Source organism: Streptomyces sp. NPDC047043 (assembly GCF_040644055.1).
Taxonomy (GTDB): domain Bacteria; phylum Actinomycetota; class Actinomycetes; order Streptomycetales; family Streptomycetaceae; genus Streptomyces.
Genome location: NZ_JBEYVO010000005.1, coordinates 244,162 through 265,017 on the forward strand (window position 1 = coordinate 244,162; position 20,856 = coordinate 265,017).

Below are 20,856 nucleotides of genomic sequence, written 5' to 3' on the forward strand. Positions count from 1 at the left end.
GCTTCGTGTCTACAGGGGTGTGACGTACGCGCCCGCGATTCCGCCGTCCACCAGGAAGTCGGTGGCGTTGATGAAGGAGGAGTCGTCGCTGGCCAGGAAGGCGACGGCGGCGGCGATCTCCTCGGCCTCGGCGAAGCGGCCGACCGGGATGTGGACCAGGCGGCGGGCGGCCCGCTCCGGGTCCTTCGCGAACAGCTCCTGCAGGAGCGGGGTGTTGACCGGGCCCGGGCAGAGGGCGTTCACACGGATGCCCTCGCGGGCGAACTGCACGCCCAGTTCGCGGGACATGGCGAGTACGCCGCCCTTGGACGCCGTGTACGAGATCTGGGACGTGGCCGCGCCCATCCGCGCCACGAAGGACGCCGTGTTGATGATCGAGCCCTTGCCCTGCCGCCGCATGTAGGGGATCGCGGCCTTGCAGCACAGGTAGACGGAGGTGAGGTTGACCTCCTGGACGCGCTTCCAGGCCTCCAGGCCGGTCTCCAGGATGGAGTCGTCGTCGGGCGGGGAGATGCCCGCGTTGTTGAAGGCGATGTCGACGCTGCCGTAGGTGTCGAAGGCCGTCTTGAAGAGGGCCTCGACCTGCTCGGGGTCGGTGACGTCGACCTTGACGAAGATCCCGCCGACCTCGTCGGCGGCCGCCTTGCCGCGGGCCTCGTCGACGTCGCCGCAGACGACGTGCGCGCCCTCGGAGGCGAGCCGGCGCGCGGTGGCGAGGCCGATGCCGCTGCCGGCTCCGGTGATGACGGCGGTGCGGCCGACCAGGCGTCGGCAGACTGGGGTGTCGGTCACTGTGCGGGGCCTTCCGTGCTGATGAAGACGTTCTTGGTTTCGGTGAAGGCGGTCAGGGCGTCCGGGCCGAGCTCACGGCCGATACCGGACTGCTTGAAGCCGCCGAAGGGGGTCCAGTAGCGGACGCTGGAGTGGGAGTTGACGGACAGGTTGCCCGCGCGGACGGCCTGCGAGACGCGCAGGGCGCGGCCCACGTCGCGGGTCCAGATGGAGCCGGAGAGGCCGTAGTCGGTGGCGTTGGCGAGCGCCACGGCCTCCGCCTCGTCCTCGAAGGGGAGGACCACGGCGACCGGGCCGAAGACCTCCTCGACGGCCACGCGCGCGTGCGCCTCGACGCCGGTGAGGACGGTGGGCGGGAACCAGAAGCCGGGGCCCTCGGGGGCCTTGCCGCGGATGCCGGGTGCGTCGGCGTCGACGTACGAACGCACGCGGTCCAGCTGGACCTTGGAGATCAGCGGGCCCATGTCCGTCCGCTCGTCGGCCGGGTCGCCGACCGTCACCGCCTCGATCGCGGGGCTCAGCAGCTCCAGGAACCGGTCGTACGCGCTGCGCTGGACGAGGATGCGGGTGCGGGCGCAGCAGTCCTGGCCGGAGTTGTCGAGGAAGGACATGGGGGCGGCGGCTGCCGCGGCTTCGAGGTCGGCGTCGGCGAAGACGATGTTGGGGCTCTTGCCGCCGAGTTCGAGGGTGACGCGCTTGAGCAGCGCCGAGCCCTTCGCCAACACCTGTTTGCCCACGGCCGTTGACCCCGTGAACACGATCTTCGCGACGCCCGGGTGCTCGACGAGGGCGTTGCCGGCGACGGGGCCGTGACCGGGGAGCACCTGGAACAGGCCGTCGGGCAGGCCCGCCTCCAGGGCGAGTTCGGCCAGCCGCAGGGCCGTCAGCGGGGTCGTCTCGGCGGGCTTGAGGAGGACGGCGTTGCCGGCCGCGAGCGCGGGAGCCGTGCCCCAGGCGGCGATCGGCATCGGGAAGTTCCACGGCGCGATGACCCCGACGACACCCAGCGGTTCGAGGATCGTCACGTCGAGGCCGCCGGCCACCGGGATCTGCCGTCCCGTCAGCCGCTCCACTCCCCCGGCCGCGTAGTCCAGCAGGTCGCGCACATTGCCGGCCTCCCAGCGGGCGTTGCCGACGGTGTGGCCGGCCTCGCGGACCTCCAACCGGGCCAGTTCTTCCAGGTGTTCGTCGACCTTGCTCGCGAACCGGCGCAGCAGCCTGGCGCGGTCGGCGGGCGGCAGCGCGGCCCACTTCGCCTGTGCCGCCGTGGCTCGTACGACGGCGGTGTCAACGTCGGCCGTGGTGGCGGCGGGGACGGTGGCGACGACCTCCTCGGTGGCGGGGTTCAGTACTTCCAGTACGGACTCGGCAGACAACACGGGCCTCACATGCGTTCGAAGGAGCGGCGCAGCTCCCAGTCGGTGACCGCGGCGTCGAAGGCCTCGAGCTCGACGCGCGCCATGTTGCGGTAGTGCGCGACGACCTCGTCGCCGAAGGCGGCCTTGGCGATCGGGCTGTTCTCCCAGAGCTCGGCGGCCTCGCGCAGGGTGGTCGGGACGTGCTCGTACTCGGCGGTGTAGGCGTTGCCCGCACAGGGCTCCGGCAGCTCCAGCTTCTGCTCGATGCCGTGCAGCCCGGCCGCGACCAGACCGGCGACGGCGAGGTGCGGGTTGACGTCACCGCCGGGCAGCCGGTTCTCGAAGCGCAGCGAGCGGCCGTGGCCGACGACCCGCAGCGCGCAGGTGCGGTTGTCGTAGCCCCAGGCGACGGCGGTCGGGGCGAACGAACCCGGCTGGAACCGCTTGTAGGAGTTGATGTTGGGGGCGTAGAGCAGCGAGAAGTCCCGCAGGGCCGCGAGCTGTCCGGCGAGGAAGTGGCGCATGACGTCCGACATGCCGCCCTCGCCGTCCCCGGGCATGGCGTTGTTGCCGGCCGCGTCCGCGAGGGAGAGGTGGATGTGGCAGGAGTTGCCCTCGCGCTCGTTGTACTTGGCCATGAAGGTGATCGACACGCCCTCCTGGGCGGCGATCTCCTTGGTGCCGGTCTTGTAGATGGCGTGCTGGTCGCAGGTGACCAGGGCGTCGTCGTAGCGGAAGGCGATCTCGTGCTGGCCGGGGTTGCACTCGCCCTTGGCGGACTCCACGGTCAGCCCCGCGCCCGCCATCTCGTTGCGGATACGGCGCAGCAGGGGCTCGATCCGCCCGGTCCCGAGCACCGAGTAGTCGATGTTGTACTGGTTGGCCGGCGTCAGCCCTCTGTAGTTGGCGTCCCAGGCCTGCTCGTAGGTGTCCTTGAAGACGATGAACTCCAGCTCGGTGCCCACCTTGGCGGTGAAGCCGTGCTCGGCGAGGCGGTCCAGCTGGCGGCGCAGGATCTGCCGCGGGGCGGCGACCACGGGCGTTCCGTCGTTCCAGGCCAGGTCGGCGATGAGCATGGCCGTGCCGGCGTTCCAGGGCACGCGGCGCAGGGTGCGCAGGTCAGGGTGCATGGCGAAGTCGCCGTAGCCGCGGTCCCAGGAGGACATGGCGTAGCCGTCGACGGTGTTCATCTCGGTGTCGACGGCGAGGAGGTAGTTGCAGCCCTCGGTGCCGTGGTGGAGGACCTCGTCGAGGAAGAAACGTGCGGCGAAGCGCTTGCCCTGGAGCCGCCCTTGCATGTCGGGGAAGGCCAGGACGACAGTGTCGATCTCACCGCTGGCGACGAGGGCGTGCAGCTCCTCGACGCTCAGTGGGGGTGTGCGGTCTGCCACGGGAACGCTCCTTCAGGTTCTGCGCGCTTTTTCGGCCGGGCCGGAAGCCATAAGGTATTTCGGAGAACCATTGCTTGGGAAGGGGGTGCGGTGGGATGTCGCTGGATCCGGACGGCAGCCTGGAGGACCGGTTGACACCGGTGCTGCGGCCGGTGCGCGCGGGCAACGGCTTCGAGGAGGCGCTGGAGCAGATTCTGCAAGTCGTAAGGCTGGGCCTGGTGCCGGGGGGCGAGCGGCTGCCGGCCGAGCGGGAGCTGGCGGAGCGGCTCGGGATCAGCCGGGTGACGCTGCGCGAGGTGCTCAAGGTGCTGCAGGACCAGGGCCTGGTGGAGTCCCGGCGCGGCCGGTACGGCGGGACGTTCGTCCTGCCCCGCGCGGACGCGGGCGGCGAGGACGAGCTGCGGCGCCGGATCGCCGCGGTCGACATCGAGGACGTGCTGCGCTTCCGTGAGGTCCTGGAGGTGGGCGCGGCAGGTCTGTGCGCGGCGCACGGCCTGTCGGACGAGCAGGCGGACCGGCTGCGGGAGGCACTGGCCCGCACGCACGACGCGCCCCTGTCGGAGTACCGCCGCCTGGACACACTGCTGCACCTGACGCTGGCCGAACTGTGCGGCTCGCCCACGCTCACGGCCCAGTACGCGGCGGTACGGGCGTCGGTGAACGACCTGCTCGACTGCATCCCCCTCCTCGTACGCAACCTGGAGCACTCGCAGCGTCAGCACATCGCCCTGGTGGAGGCGGTGCTCGACCGGGACGCGGACGGGGCTCGGGAGATGATGCGGGAGCACTGTGCGGGGACGGCGGCGCTGCTCAGGGGGTTTCTGGCGTGACCTTGCCTTTCCGGGGCAACTCGTCAAAGGTATGAACGTGACCCATTGTTCCGGGCGGGAGGACGCATGGCGGGCAGGCCGCTGATCGGCATCAGTACGTATCTGGAGGCCGGCGCGCGCTGGGGCGTGTGGGAGCTGGAGGCAGCGCTGCTGCCGGCCGGCTATCCGCGGCTCGCGCAGCGGGCGGGCGGGCTCGCCGCGATGCTGCCGCCGGACGCGCCCGAGCACGCCGCGGCGACCGTCGCGCGTCTCGACGGGCTGGTGATCGCGGGCGGCCCGGACGTCGAGCCGGTGCGCTACGGCGCCGAGCCCCACCCCCGGACGGGCCCGCCGGCCCGCGCCCGCGACGCCTGGGAACTGGCGCTGATCGAGGCGGCCCTGGCGGCCCGCGTCCCCCTCCTGGGCATCTGCCGGGGCATGCAACTGCTGAACGTCGCCCTGGGCGGCACCCTCGTCCAGCACATCGACGGTCACGCCGAGGTCGTCGGCGTCTTCGGCCGGCACCCGGTGAAGCCGGTCCCCGGCACGCTGTACGCAGCCGCCGTCCCGGAGGAGACGTCCGTACCCACCTACCACCACCAGGCCGTGGACCGCCTCGGCACCGGCCTGGTCCCCACTGCGCACGCGGAGGACGGGACGGTGGAGGCGGTGGAGCTCCCGTCCGCCGCGGGCTGGGTGCTGGGCGTTCAGTGGCATCCGGAGATGGGCGACGACCTGCGGGTGATGCGGGCACTGGTCGAGGCCGCGACGAGCTCTTCGGCCATTTCCTGAGCCGGGCGAGAGGCCTTACGTCCGCGTCAGCGACAACAGGTCCCGCGCCGGCCCCACCGGCCGATGCCCCGTCGGCCACACCGCCCGCAGGTCCCTGGCCAGCGCGACGCCGTCCACCGGCACCCGCACCAGCCGCCGCATCCCCAACTCCTCCCCCACCGCCAGTTCGCTGAGCACCGCCGGCCCAGCCCCGCTCACCGCCGCCGCCTTGACCGCGGTCGTCGACGACAGTTCGATCAGCGGCCGCGCCAGCCCGCCCAGTGCCGCGTCCAGGACCTGCCGGGTCCCCGAGCCCTTCTCGCGGAGGATCAGCGGCGTCGCCGCCAGCTCCGAGGCCTCCAGCGGGCGCCGCCGTCGCGCCCACGCATGCCCCGGTGCCGTCACCACGATCAGGCGGTCGTGCGCGATGACCGTCGAGTCCAGGCCAGACGGCACACTGACCCCCTCCACGAACCCCAGATCCGCCTCGCCCGACAGCAACCGCTCCGCCACCACCGTCGAGTTGCCCGCGAGCAGCGACACCGCCGTGTCGGGGCGCTGGGCGCGCAGCGCGAGCAGCCAGCCGGGCAGCAGATACTCGGCGATCGTCATGCTCGCGGCCACCCGCAGCCGCGAGTCACGCCGGTCGCGAAGCGCCTGCGCCCCCGCGTCGAACGCCTCCGCCGCCTCCACGACCCGCCGGGCCCAGTCCGTCACCAGCGCGCCCGCGTCCGTCAGCCGGGAGCCGCGCGGCGAGCGGTCCACCAGCGCAACGCCCAACTGCCGTTCCATGGACCGGATCCGGCTGCTGGCCGCCGGCTGCGTGATGCCCAACTCCCGTGCCGCCGCACCGAGACTCCCGCGCCGCGCGACCGCCAGCAGCAGCTCCAGCGCCCCGAGGTCGGGCACGCGATGCGCCAACGTGCCACCCACGGCGGCTCGGGCGTCCCTCGCCCCTTCGTCACTGCTCATAAGACCAGCTTATGCCCCCATAGACACATACTCCCTGGTGGCAGCCGCACCCGGGCGGGACGGTGGAACCATGGTCACCGCAGCCCAGCCCCTCCCGCGTGCCACCGCACGCCCGCCGCGCGCCACCGCCGTCCGTCACCTCGGACCGAACTGGTACGCCACCGTCATGGGCACCTCCATCGTCGCCACCGCGGGAGCCGCCCTCCCGCTCGACGTCCCCGGCCTGCGCACCGTCTGCGCCGCCGTGTGGGCGTTCTCCCTCGCCCTCCTCGTCGCCCTGCTCGCCGCCCGCGCCCTGCACTGGGCGCACCACCGCGACCAGGCCCGCGCCCACCTCCTCGACCCTGCGACGGCGCCCTTCTACGGCTGTCTCGCCATGGCCCTGCTGGCCGTCGGCGGCGGTGCGCTCACCGTCGGCGCGGACTGGATCGGCACCGGGCCCGCAGTCGCCCTCGACGCCGTGCTGTTCACCGCCGGGACGCTCGTGGGGCTGGCGGCCGCCGTCGCCGTGCCGTACCTGATGGCCGTACGACACAAGGTCGAGCCGGGGCAGGCCACGCCCGTATGGCTGCTGCCCGTCGTCGCGCCCATGGTGTCGGCGGCGCTCGGGCCGCTGCTCGTGCCGCATCTGCCGGCCGGGCAGCCACGGGAGACCCTGCTGCTCGCCTGTTTCGCGATGTTCGGGCTGAGTCTGCTCGCAACCCTGCTGATGCTGCCGGTGGTCTTCGCCCGGCTGGTCACCGGCGGCCCACTGCCCCTGGCCCTCACGCCGACCCTGTTCCTGGTGCTGGGGCCGCTCGGGCAGTCCACCACCGCCGTCGGCAAGTTCGCGGACGTCGCCCCCGGTGTCGTACCGACGCCGTACAGCGAGGGGTTCGGCATCCTCGCCGTGCTGTACGGCGTGCCCGTCATGGGGTTCGCACTGCTGTGGTTCGGGCTCGCCACCGCCCATGTGGTGCGGGCACGCCGGCACGGCATGGGCTTTGCGATGACCTGGTGGGCGTTCACCTTTCCCGTGGGGACCTGCGTCACCGGCGCCGAGGCGCTCGCGCGGCACACCGGGCTCGCCGTGTACGACTGGCTCGCGGTCGGGCTGTACGTCGTCCTCGTCGCCGCCTGGGGCACCGCGGCCGTGCACACCGCGCGCGGTCTGCTCAGCGGTGAGCTGCTCGCAGGGCCTCGCCCAGCACCCGTGGTGCCTCGGTCAACGACGGTCCGTACCACGTCAGATGCCGTCCGCCGACCAGTGCACAGGGCAGCCCGGGGAACGCCTCCGGGCCGTCCTCCTGCGTGAAGCGGTACGGCTCGTCCGGCAGCACGACGACGTCCGGAGCCGCCGCGCGCAGCTCCTCGACCGGGATGCGGGGGTAGCGGTCGGGGTGGCTCGTGTACAGGTGGTCCACTCCGAGACGTGACAGCACGTCGCCGGCGAAGGTGTCCCGGCCCAGCACCATCCAGGGGCGGCGCCAGATCGGGACCACGGCCGTCGTACGGCGCTGTGGTGGCGGGAGGTCCGACCAGGCCGCCTGCGCCTCGTCCAGCCAGCGGGGGCGGGACTTCGCGCCGCAGGCGGCCAGCATCCGCTCCAGCTCGGCGAACGCCTGTGGTATGTCACATACCACCGTCACCAGGACCTCGACGCCCGCCGCGCGCAGCGCCGCCAGGTCGGGTTCGCGGTTCTCCTCCGCGTTCGCGACGACCAGATCGGGAGCGAGCGCGAGGATGCGCTCGACCTTCGGGTTCTTGGTGCCGCCGATACGGGGCACGTCCAGGTCCGCGGGGTGGGTGCACCAGTCCGTCACGCCGACCAGGGCGCCGGGCACCGAGACCGCCACCGCCTCGGTCAGCGACGGCACCAGGGATACGACCCGCACGCCCACCAGGACCTACCGCGAGCGGTCCCGGACCGCCTCGATGTGTTCGGCCACCGCGACGACGACCACGCGCGTGTCCGACACGGTCGCCCGCCAGCGGTGGCGCACCCCGCCCGTCAGATACAGGGTGTCGCCTCGGCCGAGCCGGTAGGCGCGGCCCTCCGCCTCGATCTCCACGGCGCCGTCGGCGACGTACATCAACTGGTCGTTGCGGTACTGGAATTCGCGGCCCGCGTCATGGTCGCCGGTGAACTCCGAGGCGTGCATCTGGTGGTGACCGCGCACCAGGGAACGCACCCGCGGTTCGGCGGCCGGGTCGGGCGCCTCGCCCCGCACCACGTCCACGCTGCACGCCGGGTCCGCCGCCGCGAGAAGTTCCACGGCGGTCGTCCGCAGGGCGTCGGCGACCTTCTCGAGGGACGTTCTGCTGGGCCGCGCGCGGTCGTTCTCGACCTGGCTCAGGAAGGGTACCGACAGGCCGCTGCGCTCGGCCACGACGGCGAGGGTGAGCTCCAGCGCCCGGCGCCGCCGCCGCACGGCCGCGCCCACTCGCAGCGACTGCTCCTTGTGGTCGTCTTTGTGGTCGCCCATCGCTCCGGCTCCCTCCTTCGCTCCGTCGGTCCCTTTACTTCTGATGAGTTCTCTGCACCTTACGCAGGTTCGGCAAACCGTTTCATGCGCCCGTCACATCCCCGTAAACACCGCGTGCGGTCAATTCGCCAACTCTCGCCAGTAGATGAGCTCCCCGGACTCGCCGGGTGCGGATTCCTCCTTCGGGACGAAGAGGCTGACCAGCAGGGCCGGACGGCCCTCCGGGTCGGTGACGGGGCCGGCCGACGGGTTGGCGAAGGCGCGGCTGCCTCCGGGGGTGCGGATCGCCTCCCGGCCGGCCCGTCCGGAGGCGGGATCGTAGGCGTACGTCCGCCAGCTCCCGAAGTCTCCGCGCCGCCGCTGCCCCTCGATCAGCACAAGACTCTCGCCCTTCAGTTCAATGCGCGAGCGGTCGCCGATGTTCCCGCCCGTGTCCCATGCCAGCAGGGCCCGATCAAGCCTGTGATCAGGCGTTGCGTGCCAGGTGGTGAAGTCCCGCAGTACGGCGCGGAGTTGGCGGTCGGTGTCGCAGTCGGCCCGGTAGTGGCCGGTCAGTTCGACGGTCCCGCCGTGCACCGAGGTGATGTCCGGAGTGCCCTCGGCGCAGCCGGAGAGGGTACGCGGCGCGTCGAATGTGCGGGCGGCATTTCCGGTCAGGAGGGCGGCGAGGCTTGGGTAATGGCGTAGCGCTATGTGGTTGGCCGGATCCTTTTCGTACGCGAGGACGTATCCGCCGGTGTCGTCGGCGGCTAGCGCGGGCTGGCTGGTGCCCGCGCCGAAGTCGTGGCGGCGGGTCCAGGTGCGCAGATCCGTGGAGGTCGCGACGGCCGCGTGGAAGCGGCCGTCGGCCAGGGTGGTGTGGTAGACGGCGAGGTAGGTGCCGTCGGGGGCCTGGACGATCTGCGCGGTGTCCATCGTGCGGCCGGTGTCGTCCCGGGCGTCGAACACCGCGCCGTCCGCCGCGCTCACGTCTCCGGCGAGCCCGGCGAACCGGGCGGCGGCCGCCGACACGGGATCCGCACTCGACGGCCCCGTCAGGACGGCCGCCACGAGGACGACGGCGGGCAGCAGCGGGCGGATCACGTGACTCTCACAGGGGCGGGCGACCGGGGAGAGTCGAGGGTACGAAGCCGGGGCCGCCCCCGGACATGACCCGAGGGGTGGCCTTCGCCACACGCTGTCAGGACGCGTGGGGAGGCCACCCCTCGGGCGGTGTCGGCGCGGCGGCCGGCGGCTACTGCGGGGTCATCCGGCTCACCATGTCCGGGTGCTCCTCGAGCCAGGCGGCGACCGCTTCCTCTTCATGGCCCTGGCCGCGCTTGTTGATCTCGCCCTCCAGGCTGCCGAGCTCGGCCTCGCTCATCCTGAAGTTCTTGATCCACTTGGTCAGCTGCGGATACTGCTCGGGGAACTTCTCGTTCGAGATGGTGCGGATCGTGTTGCCCTCGCCGAAGAGCTTCTTGTCGTCCTTCAGCTTGGTGAGGTCGTAGCGGCTGTACGCCCAGTGCGGCGACCACAGCACGACCGCGACCGGCTCCTTCTTGGCATAGGCACGCTTGAGCTCGGCCAGCATCGCCGGGGTGGAGCCGTCGACGACCTTGTACTCCTTGTCGAGGCCGTAGCCCGGCAGCACCTTGGTCTTGAGGAGGTTCATCTCGCCGGTGCCCGGCTCGATGCCGATGATCTTCCCGTCGAAGGCGGACGCCTTGCCCTTGAGGTCCTCGTAGGACTTCACGCCCTTGACGTACGAGGGCACGGCGACCTCCAGGGAGGTCGGCCGGTACCAGGTGCCGAGGTCCTTGAGTCTGTCCTTGCTCTTGTCCCAGTAGTTCTTCTGCGCGTACGGCAGCCAGGCGTCGAAGTTGACGTCGAGGTCACCGGAGGCGAGGCCGGTGTAGACCGGGCCGACGTCCATCTGCTTGAGGTTCAGCTTGTAGCCGCGCCGCTCCAGGACGTGCTTCCAGAGGTAGGTGACGGCGATGTCCTCGTCCCAGGGGAACCAGGCCACGTTGACGGTCCGCTTCGCCTCGGCGGGGCTCGCACTGCTCGCGACCGGCGCCAGCTTGTCGACGACGCCCGGGTTCTTCTTCAGCCAGGCGCGCACGGCGTCCTGCTGCTTGCCCTTGCCCGCCTTGTTGATCTCGGCCTCGAGGCTGGTGAGCTGCTTCTCGCTCATCCTGAAGTTCTTCAGCCACTTGCCGACGACGGGATTGCCGTCCGCGAAGCCCTTGCGCGCGACGGTGTGCACGCCGTCGCCCTCGCCCCAGGCGCCCTTGGGGTCCTTGAGCTTCTTCAGCTTGTAGTCGTTGTACGCCCAGTGCGGCGACCAGAGCGTGACGACGATCGGGTCCTTCTGGCTGTACGCCCGCTTCAGCTCGGCCAGCATCGCCGGGGTGGAGCTGTCGACGACCTTGTACTCCTTGTCGAGGCCGTAGCCCGGCAGGACCTTGCTCTTGAGCAGGGCCGTCTCACCGGCGCTGGACTCGATGCCGGTGATCTTCCCGCCGAAGGTCGACGCCTTGCCCTTGAGGTCGTCCAGGGAGTCGATGCCCTTCATGTACGACGGGACGCTCAGCTCCAGGGAGGTCTTGTCGTACCAGGCGCCGAGGTCGTCGAGCTTGCTGCCGTACTTCTTCCAGTACTGCTCGTGGGTGGTGGGCAGCCAGGCGTCGGTCTGGAAGTCGACGTTGCCCGCCGACAGGGCGGTGTAGAGCGGGCCGGCCTCGAACTGCTTGGCGTCCACCTGGAAGCCGCGCTCCTCGAGGATCTCCTTCCAGAGATACGTGGAGGCGACGCCCTCGTCCCACGGGATGTAGCCGATGCTGATCTTCTTGCCCTGGCCGACGTTCTTGGCCTCGGCGACGGGCGCCGTACCACCGCTGTTGCCGCCGAAGACGCCCATGCCGCCGGCGACCAGGGCGAGGATCACGACGCCGATCACGGCGACCTGCGGGCGGGGGCGGTACGACCAGATCTTGAGGCCCCCCTGGGCCGCGCGGGCCTTGGCGGCGGATCGGCGGCCCAGCGGGGAGACATGGGTGCCCAGGGCGCTGGTCATGCGGTCGAGGTAGATCGCGAGGATCACGATGGCTACGCCGGCCTCGGAGCCGAGGCCGACGTTGAGCTGGCCGATCGCTTCGTTGACGTCGCCGCCGAGGCCGCCGGTGCCGACCATGCCGGCGATCGCGGCCATCGACAGGCCGAGCATGATGACCTGGTTGACGCCCGCCATCACGGTCGGCAGGGCGAGCGGCAGCTGGACGCGCAGCAGTGTGTCGCGGGGCGAGGTGCCGAACGCCTCGGCGGCTTCGACCAGTTCCTTGTCGACCTGGCGGATGCCCAGCTCCGTCATGCGGACACCGGGGGCGAGCGCGAAGATCAGGGTGGCGACGATGCCCGCGGAGGCGCCGGTGCCGAAGAACAGGATCGCCGGGATGAGGTAGATCATCGCGGGCAGCGTCTGCATGAAGTCCAGCACCGGCCGGACCAGGCCGCTGACCCGGTTGGAGCGTGCGGCCCAGATGCCCACCGGCACCGAGATCACCAGCGCGATGATGGTGGCCACGAGGACCAGCGACAGGGTCACCATCGCGTCCTCCCACAGTTCGAGGGAGTCGATGAAGGCGAAGCCCACGAAGGTGAGGACACCGGCGGTCGTGCCGCGCAGCCAGAACGCGAGCACGGCGAAGATGCCCGCGAGCAGCAGGGGTTCGGGGGCCTGGAGGACGGCGTTGATGCCGTCGTAGGTCCCGGTGAAGACGGTCTTGAAGAAGTCGAAGAGCCAGGACACATGGCTGAGCAGCCAGTCCACCGTGTCGTTGACCCAGTCGCCGAGCGGGATCCTAGGCATGGGTGACCTCCCCGTTGCCGAGGAAGCCGACCAGGCGCGCCTGCGGGACCACTCCGACGAGTGTGCGTTTGTCGTCCAGGACGGCCACCGGGTGCGTCAACCGGGCGCTGATCGCGCAGAGTTCGGTGAACGGTGTGTCGGGCGTCGCGGTCTCGCAGCCGCTCTCGCAACCGCAGTCGGCCTCGTCGCCGCGGACGTCCCGGTCCATGACGGCGGACGTCGTCAGCACTCGGGAGCGGTCGACGTCCTTGGTGAAGGAGGCCACGTAGTCGTCGGCGGGCCGGATGAGGATTTCTTCGGCGCTGCCGATCTGCACGATGCGGCCGTCGCGCATGACGGCGATGCGGTCGCCCAGGCGCATGGCCTCGTTGAGGTCGTGGGTGATGAAGACGATGGTCTTCTTCAACGTCTGCTGCAGCTGCAGCAGTTGGTCCTGCATGTCGCGGCGGATCAGCGGGTCCAGCGCGCTGAACGACTCGTCCATGAGAAGCAGGTCGGCGTCGGTGGCGAGGGCGCGGGCGAGGCCCACGCGCTGCTGCATACCACCGGAGAGCTCGTCGGGCCAGGACTTCTCCCAGCCGGCCAGTCCGCACAGGGCGAGCGCCTCGCCGGCGCGCTGCTCGCGCTCGGCGCGGGGCACGCCCTGCACGGCGAGGCCGTAGGCGGCGTTCTCCAGGACGCTGCGGTGCGGGAACAGCGCGAAGTGCTGGAAGACCATGCTGATCTTGTTCGCGCGGACCTGGCGCAGCTCGCGGGCGCCGAGGGCGGTCAGGTCCTGGCCGTCGAAGCGGACATGTCCGGCGGTCGGCTCGAGCAGGCCGTTGAGCATCCGCAGCAGGGTGGACTTGCCGGAGCCGGACAGGCCCATGACGACGAAGATCTGGCCCGGTTCCACGGTGAAGGAGGCGTCGATCACGGCGGCGGTGGCGCCGTCGGCGCGCAGCTCCTCGCGGTCGGTTCCCTGCCGGAGCTTCTCGACTGCCTGGTCCGGTCGCCTGCCGAACACCTTGTAGAGCTGTTCGGCCTCAAGTCTGGCTGACACGCGCGCCTCTCGTCTGTGGGGGTCGGGGGGACGGGGCCGCGCCTGCCCCCGGCCGACCAGGGCAAACGCGGGAGTGGTTCAGTTCACAACCGGTGCGTAGGATCGCCGCCGGTGCTTCACATCGGTGTTGGGGGGACAACTGTGGAACGACCGGACGACAGACGCGCGTCGGCGCTGCGCTTCGCGACGGAGCTGGTGGCCTGGGTCGCGACGCCCTGGGCGCTGTGGTCGTACTCCTGGCCGCTCGCGGTGTTCTCGCTGGTGGTGCTGATCGGTCTTCCGACCGTCTTCTCGACTCCCGGGGACAAGGCGAACGTGATCGTCGCGGTTCCGGGGTGGGCCACGATTCTGCTCGTGCTGCTCCAGCTCGTCGCGGCGGTGGTCTCGGCGTGGTCGCGCTTTCCCGTCTGGGCGGCTGCCCTGGTGTCCCTGTTGGCCGCGACGACTGTCGTCACCGAGCTTCCGCGGTGGCGTTGGCTGCTCGCCGGCGGGTGACTGTCGGTGCCGTACGGCATGATGCGAGGCGTGACCGGACGACTGATGCTCCTCGACACCGCCTCGCTCTACTTCCGCGCCTACTTCGGCGTCCCGGAGTCCGTGAAGGCCCCGGACGGCACACCGGTGAACGCCGTGCGCGGGCTCCTCGAATTCATCGACCGCCTCGTCAAGGACCACCGGCCCAGCGATCTGGTGGCGTGCATGGACGCCGACTGGCGGCCGCAGTGGCGGGTCGACCTCATCCCCTCCTACAAGGCGCACCGCGTCGCCGAGGAGCACGCGGTGGGACCGGACGAGGAGGAGGTGCCGGACACCCTGTCGCCGCAGGTGCCCGTCATCGAGGCCGTCCTCGACGCGCTCGGCATCGCGCGCGTGGGCGTCGAGCCGTACGAGGCGGACGACGTGATCGGCACGTTCACGGCGCGGGCGAAGGGCCCGGTCGACATCGTCACCGGCGACCGCGACCTGTACCAGCTCGTCGACGACGCGCGCGGGGTGCGCGTGCTCTACCCGCTCAAGGGCGTCGGCACACTGCAGCTCACCGACGAGGCCTGGCTGCGCGAGAAGTATGGGGTGGCCGGTCCGGGGTACGCGGATCTGGCGCTGCTGCGCGGCGACCCGAGCGACGGACTGCCCGGGGTGCCGGGCATCGGCGAGAAGACGGCCGCGAAACTGCTCGCCGAGTTCGGGGACCTGGCCGGGATCATGGCCGCGGTCGAGGACCCGAAGGCGAAACTCACGCCGTCGCAGCGCAAGCGGCTGGACGAGGCGCGGCCGTATGTCGCCGTCGCGCCGAAGGTCGTCAAGGTCGCCGACGACGTCCCGCTGCCGGACGTCGACACGACCCTGCCGCACGCCCCGCGCGACCCTGGTGCGCTGGACGAACTGGCGGTCCGCTGGGGCCTGGGCGGGTCGCTGCAGCGTCTGCTGACGACGTTGGGGACGTGACGATTCCGGCGACGCGCACTCATCAAGTCTTCATGGGAGAGGTGTTAACTGGGGGAAGGTGCTAACTTAGGTAAACCTAAGCTTGGGAACAGGGAGGCCGCCATGGCAGAACGCCCCGCTCGGAAGCCGCGCAAGCCCCACTCCGCGCAGGTCGTCCGGACCGAACGGCTGACCCCGCACATGCAGCGCGTGGTGCTCGGTGGCGAAGGTCTTGCCGGGTTCCAGGCGGACACCTGCACCGATCACTATGTGAAGCTGCTGTTCCCGGCCGGGGGCGCCGTCTACCCGGAGCCCTTCGACGTGGAGCGGATCCGGGCGGAGTTCCCGCGCGAGCAGTGGCCGGTGACCCGGACGTACACCGTGCGGGCCTGGGACCCGGTCCACCACGAACTGAGCCTGGACTTCGTGATCCACGGCGACGAGGGCCTGGCCGGACCGTGGGCGGCGCGTGTACAGCCGGGCGAGACCGTGCACTTCATGGGCCCGGGCGGCGCCTACGCCCCCGACACGACCGCCGACTGGCATCTGCTCGTCGGCGACGAGAGCGCCCTGCCGGCGATCGCCCGCTCCCTGGAGTCGCTGCCCGACGGCGCCACCGCGCACGCCTTCGTGGAGGTCTCGGGCCCCGAGGAGGAGCAGAAGATCGACTCGGATGTGGAGGTCGTCTGGCTGCACCGCGGGGACCGTCCGGTCGGCGAGTTGCTGGTGGAGGCCGTACGGGCGCTGGAGTTCCCGGAGGGCCGCCCGCACGCGTTCGTGCACGGCGAGGCGCACTTCGTGAAGCAGCTGCGCCAACTGCTGCGCTGCGACCTGGAGATCCCGCGCGAGGACCTGTCGATCTCCGGCTACTGGCGCCTCGGCCACAACGAGGACGGCTGGCAGGCCTCCAAGCGGGAGTGGAACGCGCGCATCGAGGCGGAGCAGGAGGGGGCCACGGCGGCCTGAGCCATGGCACTGCGGCCCGCGCGTGGCGCGGGCCGCTTTCTGTTGCGCCTAAACCGACCGCTGGTACGACCGGAACGTCCGGATCGACAGCCACACCGCCGCCACCGCGAGCGCGAGCAGCGCCCCTCCCCTGCTGAGCACGTCACCCCAGTCGGGGTGCTCGGACAGGGCCGAACGGCCCGCGACCATCGCCCAGTTGAGCGGGTTGAAGTCGGCGATGTGCCGCATCCAGGAGGGCATCTGGGACGGCGCCATGAAGGCGGAGGACAGGAACGTCAGCGGCAGCAGCAGGAAGGTGTTGATGCCGATGATCGACTCCCGCTCCTGCACCAGCATGCCCAGCGCGTTGGACAGCGCCCCGAAGATCGTGCCGAGCAGCACGGCGGCGAGGACCAGGATCGCGATGCCGCCGATCCCGCCGGGGTAGTCGGCGCCGCCGGCCAGCGCGAGCAGCACGATGACGACCGACTGGAACGCGGTGACCAGGCCGTTGTTGACGACGTTGCCGTTCATCAGCGCGGCCCGGCTCACCGGCGTGGTCAGGAACCGGTTGAGCGTGCCGCGCTGGATCTCCTCCAACGTGCCCATGCCCGCCCACATGTTGGAGCTCAGCGCACTCATCACGACCACACCCGGGACGAGGTAGTCGAGGTACGTGGTCGTCCCGAAGCCGCCGAGCTCGACGACCTTCTTGAAGAGGTTGCCGAACAGGAACAGCCAGATCACCGGCTGGATCAGGGTGATGATCGCGTACGCCGGCTGCCGTGTGAACACCATGAGTTGACGCTGCGTCATGTACCAGGTCTGGGAGACGGCCGTACTCATCGCGCACCTCCGGCGAGGACGAGGTTCTCGGTGGCTTCGGCGTCCGCCTCGGAGTAACGGCGGCCCGCGTAACGGAGGTAGACGTCGTCGAGGGACGGGCGCGCGACGGTCGCGGCGGCGACCCCGACCCCGGCCCGCTCCAGCGCCCCGAGCAGTGCGGGTACGGCGGCCGCCCCGTCGTCGGCGCGGACGCTGACGCGGCGCCCGTCGACCAGCACCTCGTGCATGCCGGGCAGCCCGCCGAGGGCGCCCTTGAGCAGCGTACGGCCGGCTTCGCCCACCGCTTCCCTGAGCTCCAAGTGGACGGCGTCACCGCGGAGTTCGCCCTTGAGGGCGTCGGGCGTGCCCTGCACGACGACCCGCCCGCGGTCGACGATGGCGATGCGCTCGGCGAGCCGGTCGGCCTCCTCGAGGTAGTGCGTGGTGAGCAGGATCGTCAGCCCCTCCTCCCCCGCGAGCCGGTCGATCTCGTCCCACATCGCCGTGCGGGCCTCGGGGTCCAGGCCTGTGGTGGGCTCGTCGAGGAAGAGCACCTCGGGCCGGTGCACCAGGCCGAGGGCGACGTCGAGTCGGCGTCGCATACCGCCGGAGTAGCCCTTGACCTGGCGCCGCGCGGCGTCGGTCAGGCTGAAGCGGTCGAGCAGCTCGTCCACGCGCGTGGCGAGGGCGGCGCCCTTCAACCCGTAGAGCCTGCCCTGCAGTTGGAGGTTCTCGCGGCCCGTGGCGACCGGGTCGGCGCCGGAGCTCTGGGCGACCACGCCGATCGCGCGGCGCACCCGGTCCGGGTGGCGCAGCACGTCGTGGCCGGCGACGGTGGCCGTGCCCGAGTCGGGCTCGGCCAGGGTGGTGAGGATCTTGACGGTGGTGGACTTGCCGGCGCCGTTGGGCCCGAGGAGCCCGAAGACGGTGCCCGGTTCGACGGTGACGTCCATGCCGCGCAGGGCGGTGACCTCACCGGGGTAGGTCTTGATCAGCTGGCGCGCCTCCACTGCGGGCGCACGGGTGGTACTCATGACGACAGCTCTCCTGAATGAGCGGATGACAACTGATCCGTCCGCTTGAGGAGTGCCGGGCTATCCTGGGTGTGCCGCACCTCGATCGCCTGGACTGCCTCACGGCGGATTCAGCTCGGGGTTCGAGACCCTGGCCGGGGCTGCTGCAACAGCCCGGCCGGGGTCTGTTTCGTTAGGTGAACTCCGGTGGCAGCTCCCCCGTTTCGTGGAAGTGGCGCCACCCGTCGACGCCCGGCAGCGAGCCCTTCTCGATCTCCTCGAGAAAACCGCGGACCCACTGCGCCTGCGCCTCGACCATGTGCAGGTTGTACTCGACCTCGACGAGGAAGAGCCGCGGGAGCGTCTCGCAGAGCTTCTCCAGCGCCGCGCGCCCGCTCGCCGCCTCCACCTCGAGGTTCTGCAAGCGCTCCTGGAGCAGCCGCACCACCTCGTCGGGAGGCAGGGCACCGAGCAGCGACAGCGCGGTCTCGAAGATCGGGAACTCCTTGGCCGGGACGGCCAGCAGATCGGACAGCCAGTCGGCCATCTCCTCCCGCCCCGCCTCGGTGAGCCCGTAGACCGTGCGCTCGGGCCGGTTGCCCTGCCGCTCGACGTCGGCGACCTCGACGAATCCGTGCTTCTGAAGGTTCTGCACGACCGTGTAGAGCGAGCCGTACTTGATCTTCGTGCTGACATCCTTGCCCTGCCGGCGCAGGGTCTGGGCGATCTCGTACGGATGCATCGGCTTCTGCCAGAGCGTGACCATCACGGCGAGCGCCAGCGGGTTGCTGAGCTTGCGGCGTTTCATGGCCATGACGATCACCTCGCTTACGAATATCCGTGGCCGAACATATCGCGACTCTCGAGCAGCCGTCAATACACACGATGTATCGCGTTTCGATGGGCGAGGCAAGGGCGTGAGGACTTGGGCCCGCCGCGGACACGACGGCGTGACGCAGGCGAAACACCCCGTCCCTAATTTCTGTCGCCTGACAGGAATCCGTAGACAGGAATCCGCGCCGAAGGCAGGTGCCGCCGTGACGACAACCACCCCCTCCGACGTACGCCCCGATCCGCCGCACTCCCCGGCCGACGGCTCCCTGGCCGAGTTCGGCTACCGCCAGGAGCTGCACCGCAGCCTGGGCCGGTACGCCTCCTTCGCGGCCGGTTTCTCCTTCATCTCCGTCCTGACGACGGTCTTCCAGTTCTTCGCCTTCGGGTACGCGTTCGGCGGCCCCGTCTTCTTCTGGGCCTGGCCGGCGGTGCTGGTCGGGCAGTTGCTGGTGGCCGCGTGCTTCGCGGAGCTGGCGGCGCGGTATCCGATCTCGGGCGCCATCTACCAGTGGTCGTCGCGCCTTTCGAACCTCACCTTCGGCTGGTTCGCCGGCTGGATCATGGTGATCGGGCAGATCGTGGTGGTCGCGGCGGCGGCGCTCGCACTGCAGATGGTGCTGCCGGCGATCTGGTCGGGCTTCCAACTGGTGGGCACCGACCCGGCGGTGACGTCGGAGGACGGCGCGGCCAACGCGGCCGTGCTCGGTGTGATCCTGCTGATCCTCACCACTGTGGTGAACATCCTGGACAACCGCGTGCTGTCCGTGATCAACCGGGTCGGCGTCACCGCGGAGATCATCGGCGCGGTCCTGATCGTCGTGCTCCTGCTGACCCACTCCAAGCGCTCCCCCGGCATCACCTTCCACACCGAAGGCGCGGCGAGCTCCGGCCTGTTGGGGGCGCTGCTGGTGGGCTCGTTCACGGCGGCGTACGTGATGATCGGCTTCGACAGTGCGGGCGAGATGAGCGAGGAGACGCACAACCCGAGGCGTACGGCGCCCCGCACCATCCTCACCGCGCTCGGCGCCGCGGGCCTGCTCGGCGGCCTGGTCATCCTCGGCGGCCTGCTCGCCGCGCCCAGCCTGACCGACGGGCACCTGGGCGTCGACGGCCTGAGCTACGTCCTGACCAGCCGCCTCGGCGACGGTGTCGGCAAGGTCCTGCTGGCGGACGTGGTGGTGGCGATCGCGGTCGCCACCCTGGCCATCCAGACGGCGGCCTGCCGGATGCTGTTCTCCATGGCCCGCGACGACCAACTCCCCTTCTCCAAGCGGCTCGCACACGTCAACCCGCGCACGGGCATGCCCAGCGCCCCCGCCCTGGTCGTCGGCGTCCTCGCTGCAGCCCTCCTCCTGCTCAACTTCGCCTCCCCGGACGCCTTCCTGGCCATCGGCACCACCTGCATCGTGATGCTGTACCTGGCGTACGCGATGGTCACCGGCCCTCTTCTGCTACGGCGCCTGCGCGGCGAGTTCACCTCGGAGGGCACCGACGAGACGGGCACCAAGCTCTTCTCCCTCGGCCGCTGGGGCATCCCGGTCAACGCCCTCGCCCTCCTCTACGGCCTCCTGATGACCGTCAACCTGGCCTGGCCGAGGGCGGCGGTGTACGACCCGGCGGGCGGGCACTGGTACTTCCAGTGGTTCACGGTGCTGTTCCTGGCCGCGACACTCGTGGCCGGCGGCGCCTACCGGGCGTACCGCAAGCAGACCGCGGCCCCGACTGCCGTATCGGACACGGCGGTTCCGGAGACTGCGGCCTAGCTCAGTCGCCCCGTACGCGCGCGTGCAGGTGCATGTCGTGCCAGCCGTCGGGATGCAGGAGGGCACTGCGCCTGGTGCCCTCCAGGGCGAAGCCGGTCTTGGTGGCGACGCGGCAGGAGGCCTGGTTCGCGGTGGCGTGCATCAGCTCGAGGCGGTGGAAGCCGATCTCGTCGAAGGCCCAGCGGGTCAGGGCGGAGGCCGCCCGGGCGGCGACGCCCCGGCCCCGGGCCGCGGCCGCGGCCCAGTACGCGACCTCGGCCGTGCCCTCGCCGAGTTCGATCTCACGCAGTGCCACCCGGCCCAGCAGCCGGTCGCTGTCCGCGTCGGCGACCGCCCACTGAGCGGTCCGCTCGCCCTCCCACTCCTTCAGCCACTGCTCGATCCAGCCGGCGGCCTCCTCCACCGAGTCGCTGCGCCGGATGTGCCACTGGCGCATGAGCGGGTCCTGGAAGGCTTCGTGGAGGTCGGGCGCGTCCTCGGCCCGCCATGGGCGCAGAACCAGCCCGTCGCCGGTGAGGAGGACGGGCTGCGGGCTACGGGCGAGGGTTCCGGCGGGCAGGACGGGGCTGGTGACGTAGGGCATGATCGGCATCCTGCCCGT

The 20,856-nt window shown here is 70.9% G+C and carries 19 protein-coding genes and 1 pseudogene; 7 read left to right on the forward strand and 13 right to left on the reverse strand.

Annotated features, from left to right (window positions below; genetic code table 11):
• Positions 1-9: 9 nt before the first annotated feature.
• The 3 genes from ABZ880_RS10185 to ABZ880_RS10195 are packed head-to-tail and all read right to left on the reverse strand — an operon-like array spanning position 10 to position 3,541.
• Positions 10-792: a 3-oxoacyl-ACP reductase gene (locus ABZ880_RS10185; RefSeq protein WP_361259735.1), complete on the reverse strand. Its 783-nt coding sequence runs from the start codon at positions 790-792 to the stop codon at positions 10-12.
• The gene (locus tag ABZ880_RS10190; RefSeq protein ID WP_361259737.1) at positions 789-2,180 is read right to left on the reverse strand and encodes an aldehyde dehydrogenase family protein; all 1,392 of its coding nucleotides are present in this window, start codon (positions 2,178-2,180) and stop codon (positions 789-791) included. Before ABZ880_RS10190 ends, ABZ880_RS10185 begins: the two co-directional genes overlap by 4 nt.
• Positions 2,177-3,541, reverse strand: coding sequence for a glutamine synthetase family protein (locus ABZ880_RS10195; RefSeq protein WP_361259739.1), 1,365 nt, complete (start codon positions 3,539-3,541; stop codon positions 2,177-2,179). Before ABZ880_RS10195 ends, ABZ880_RS10190 begins: the two co-directional genes overlap by 4 nt.
• Before the next feature lie 95 nt (positions 3,542-3,636).
• Here ABZ880_RS10195 and ABZ880_RS10200 point away from each other — a divergent pair, with 95 nt between their 5' ends.
• Both ABZ880_RS10200 and ABZ880_RS10205 read left to right on the forward strand, forming a co-directional pair.
• Positions 3,637-4,371 carry an FCD domain-containing protein gene (locus ABZ880_RS10200; RefSeq protein ID WP_361259741.1) on the forward strand — a complete coding sequence of 245 codons (735 nt, stop codon included), beginning with the start codon at positions 3,637-3,639 and terminating at the stop codon, positions 4,369-4,371.
• 66 nt (positions 4,372-4,437) lie between these two features.
• A complete protein-coding gene (locus ABZ880_RS10205; RefSeq protein ID WP_361259742.1) occupies positions 4,438-5,142 on the forward strand; it encodes a gamma-glutamyl-gamma-aminobutyrate hydrolase family protein in 705 nt (234 codons plus the stop codon).
• 15 nt (positions 5,143-5,157) lie between these two features.
• Here the strand turns inward: ABZ880_RS10205 and ABZ880_RS10210 are convergent, their stop codons facing one another.
• Positions 5,158-6,093 (reverse strand): LysR family transcriptional regulator, encoded by a 936-nt coding sequence (locus tag ABZ880_RS10210; RefSeq protein WP_361259744.1) that lies wholly within the window; start codon positions 6,091-6,093, stop codon positions 5,158-5,160.
• Positions 6,094-6,163: 70 nt separating this feature from the next.
• On the opposite strand from ABZ880_RS10210, the gene ABZ880_RS10215 reads away from it, so the two are divergent.
• Complete coding sequence (locus ABZ880_RS10215; RefSeq protein ID WP_361259746.1) at positions 6,164-7,387, forward strand: TDT family transporter; 1,224 nt, start codon at positions 6,164-6,166, stop codon at positions 7,385-7,387.
• On the opposite strand, the pseudogene ABZ880_RS10220 reads toward ABZ880_RS10215, so the two are convergent.
• The 5 genes and pseudogenes from ABZ880_RS10220 to ABZ880_RS10240 form a co-directional block, all read right to left on the reverse strand.
• Positions 7,365-7,973: pseudogene (locus ABZ880_RS10220) on the reverse strand (helical backbone metal receptor); the annotation flags it as partial. The gene ABZ880_RS10215 and the pseudogene ABZ880_RS10220 sit on opposite strands and share 23 nt — an antisense overlap.
• Positions 7,974-7,979: 6 nt before the next feature.
• Complete coding sequence (locus tag ABZ880_RS10225) at positions 7,980-8,558, reverse strand: XRE family transcriptional regulator (protein ID WP_361259748.1); 579 nt, start codon at positions 8,556-8,558, stop codon at positions 7,980-7,982.
• Positions 8,559-8,678: 120 nt separating this feature from the next.
• Positions 8,679-9,641 (reverse strand): hypothetical protein, encoded by a 963-nt coding sequence (locus ABZ880_RS10230; protein WP_361259749.1) that lies wholly within the window; start codon positions 9,639-9,641, stop codon positions 8,679-8,681.
• 151 nt (positions 9,642-9,792) lie between these two features.
• Positions 9,793-12,408, reverse strand: a complete 2,616-nt coding sequence (locus ABZ880_RS10235) for an ABC transporter permease/substrate binding protein (protein WP_361259751.1) — start codon at positions 12,406-12,408, stop codon at positions 9,793-9,795.
• The gene (locus tag ABZ880_RS10240; RefSeq protein WP_361259753.1) at positions 12,401-13,450 is read right to left on the reverse strand and encodes a betaine/proline/choline family ABC transporter ATP-binding protein; all 1,050 of its coding nucleotides are present in this window, start codon (positions 13,448-13,450) and stop codon (positions 12,401-12,403) included. The genes ABZ880_RS10235 and ABZ880_RS10240 overlap by 8 nt, the downstream gene beginning before the upstream one ends.
• A 141-nt stretch (positions 13,451-13,591) precedes the next feature.
• Here ABZ880_RS10240 and ABZ880_RS10245 point away from each other — a divergent pair, with 141 nt between their 5' ends.
• The 3 genes from ABZ880_RS10245 to ABZ880_RS10255 all read left to right on the forward strand — a co-directional run bounded on the left by ABZ880_RS10245 (position 13,592) and on the right by ABZ880_RS10255 (position 15,841).
• Positions 13,592-13,945, forward strand: coding sequence for a hypothetical protein (locus ABZ880_RS10245; protein WP_361259754.1), 354 nt, complete (start codon positions 13,592-13,594; stop codon positions 13,943-13,945).
• A 21-nt stretch (positions 13,946-13,966) separates the two neighbouring features.
• Positions 13,967-14,896 carry a 5'-3' exonuclease gene (locus ABZ880_RS10250; protein WP_361259955.1) on the forward strand — a complete coding sequence of 310 codons (930 nt, stop codon included), beginning with the start codon at positions 13,967-13,969 and terminating at the stop codon, positions 14,894-14,896.
• A 102-nt stretch (positions 14,897-14,998) separates the two neighbouring features.
• Positions 14,999-15,841, forward strand: coding sequence for a siderophore-interacting protein (locus tag ABZ880_RS10255; RefSeq protein WP_361259756.1), 843 nt, complete (start codon positions 14,999-15,001; stop codon positions 15,839-15,841).
• 48 nt (positions 15,842-15,889) lie between these two features.
• Here ABZ880_RS10255 and ABZ880_RS10260 read toward each other — a convergent pair whose 3' ends face one another.
• The 3 genes from ABZ880_RS10260 to ABZ880_RS10270 all read right to left on the reverse strand — a co-directional run bounded on the left by ABZ880_RS10260 (position 15,890) and on the right by ABZ880_RS10270 (position 18,472).
• Positions 15,890-16,666: an ABC transporter permease gene (locus ABZ880_RS10260; RefSeq protein WP_361259758.1), complete on the reverse strand. Its 777-nt coding sequence runs from the start codon at positions 16,664-16,666 to the stop codon at positions 15,890-15,892.
• Positions 16,663-17,679 carry an ATP-binding cassette domain-containing protein gene (locus ABZ880_RS10265; RefSeq protein WP_361259760.1) on the reverse strand — a complete coding sequence of 339 codons (1,017 nt, stop codon included), beginning with the start codon at positions 17,677-17,679 and terminating at the stop codon, positions 16,663-16,665. Before ABZ880_RS10265 ends, ABZ880_RS10260 begins: the two co-directional genes overlap by 4 nt.
• A gap of 172 nt (positions 17,680-17,851) precedes the next feature.
• The gene (locus tag ABZ880_RS10270; protein ID WP_361259762.1) at positions 17,852-18,472 is read right to left on the reverse strand and encodes a PadR family transcriptional regulator; all 621 of its coding nucleotides are present in this window, start codon (positions 18,470-18,472) and stop codon (positions 17,852-17,854) included.
• 223 nt (positions 18,473-18,695) lie between these two features.
• Here ABZ880_RS10270 and ABZ880_RS10275 point away from each other — a divergent pair, with 223 nt between their 5' ends.
• Complete coding sequence (locus ABZ880_RS10275) at positions 18,696-20,255, forward strand: amino acid permease (RefSeq protein WP_361259763.1); 1,560 nt, start codon at positions 18,696-18,698, stop codon at positions 20,253-20,255.
• 1 nt (position 20,256) lies between these two features.
• Here the strand turns inward: ABZ880_RS10275 and ABZ880_RS10280 are convergent, their stop codons facing one another.
• On the reverse strand, positions 20,257-20,838 hold the full coding sequence (locus tag ABZ880_RS10280) for a GNAT family N-acetyltransferase (RefSeq protein WP_361259764.1): 582 nt from the start codon (positions 20,836-20,838) through the stop codon (positions 20,257-20,259).
• Positions 20,839-20,856: the final 18 nt, after the last annotated feature.